Below are 786 nucleotides of genomic sequence, written 5' to 3'. Positions count from 1 at the left end.
GGGCTACGGCGAACAGGTGTTATGCCCTGTCTGCCAGCAAAAACTGCAACAGAAAGAACGACTGTTCAGAGGCAGGGACCCAACCACTCAATGGGTCTTCATACTGAATAACCTGACAGCACTGAATCTGACTGCCTGAAGCCAGATAAGGGCAACGTTTATATTAGCGCGGTAAAAGGCATGAAAGCAGAATATAATAAGGGATATTTATACTCAAAAATGATCCCATTCACCGGCCCTGGGATTATAAGTCTCGTGGCTGAGGCTCAATAACGACTCAAGTCGTACAAAGATAAATACATAGAAGGGCCCGTGCAAGGGCGCGTCCAACAAGACGTTGTAATCCGACCCAATGAACTTCAGAGTGTTTTGCCTAAGTCTTGTGGCGCTTCGATTACTTGCAGTGGGCGGTTAAACTAAGGAACCTGCGAATAACCTCTAATTTACTTCCCTTCTTGAATCGAGTTCGAAGTAGGACTGAAATCAGAGGTCTCAACCCCTTATTTGTATGATATTTAGCCACTTTCGTGACTTCAGGGCGGACTAACCCTGTGCCCGGATCATTTGATCCAGTCGAACAATATTCGCCAGGGCAAATAAAGTAGACAGTTTATTGTCATTCTTCTTCAAACCTCGATACCTGGCTTTTATAAATCCAAATTGACACTTAATGATTCTGCAGGGGTGTTCGACTGCTGCTCTCAGACTGGCCTTGGTAAATTCCAGTTTGATGGGCACCTTATTTTTTCGGGGATGCTTCTTCAGCTCTTTCACGATGCTGGGCTT

Annotated in this window: 2 pseudogenes; one reads left to right on the top strand and one right to left on the bottom strand. The window is 45.3% G+C overall.

Annotated features, from left to right (window positions below):
* A pseudogene (locus WG89_RS33215) lies at positions 1-139 on the top strand (IS91 family transposase); the annotation flags it as partial.
* 404 nt (positions 140-543) lie between these two features.
* Here the strand turns inward: WG89_RS33215 and WG89_RS31565 are convergent.
* A pseudogene (locus tag WG89_RS31565) lies at positions 544-786 on the bottom strand (IS5/IS1182 family transposase); the annotation flags it as partial.

The sequence above is a fragment of the Endozoicomonas arenosclerae genome (assembly GCF_001562015.1).
GTDB classification, from domain to species: domain Bacteria; phylum Pseudomonadota; class Gammaproteobacteria; order Pseudomonadales; family Endozoicomonadaceae; genus Endozoicomonas_A; species Endozoicomonas_A arenosclerae.
The sequence above is the reverse complement of the archived record's forward strand: the minus strand, read 5'-3'. Positions and strand labels throughout refer to the sequence as shown.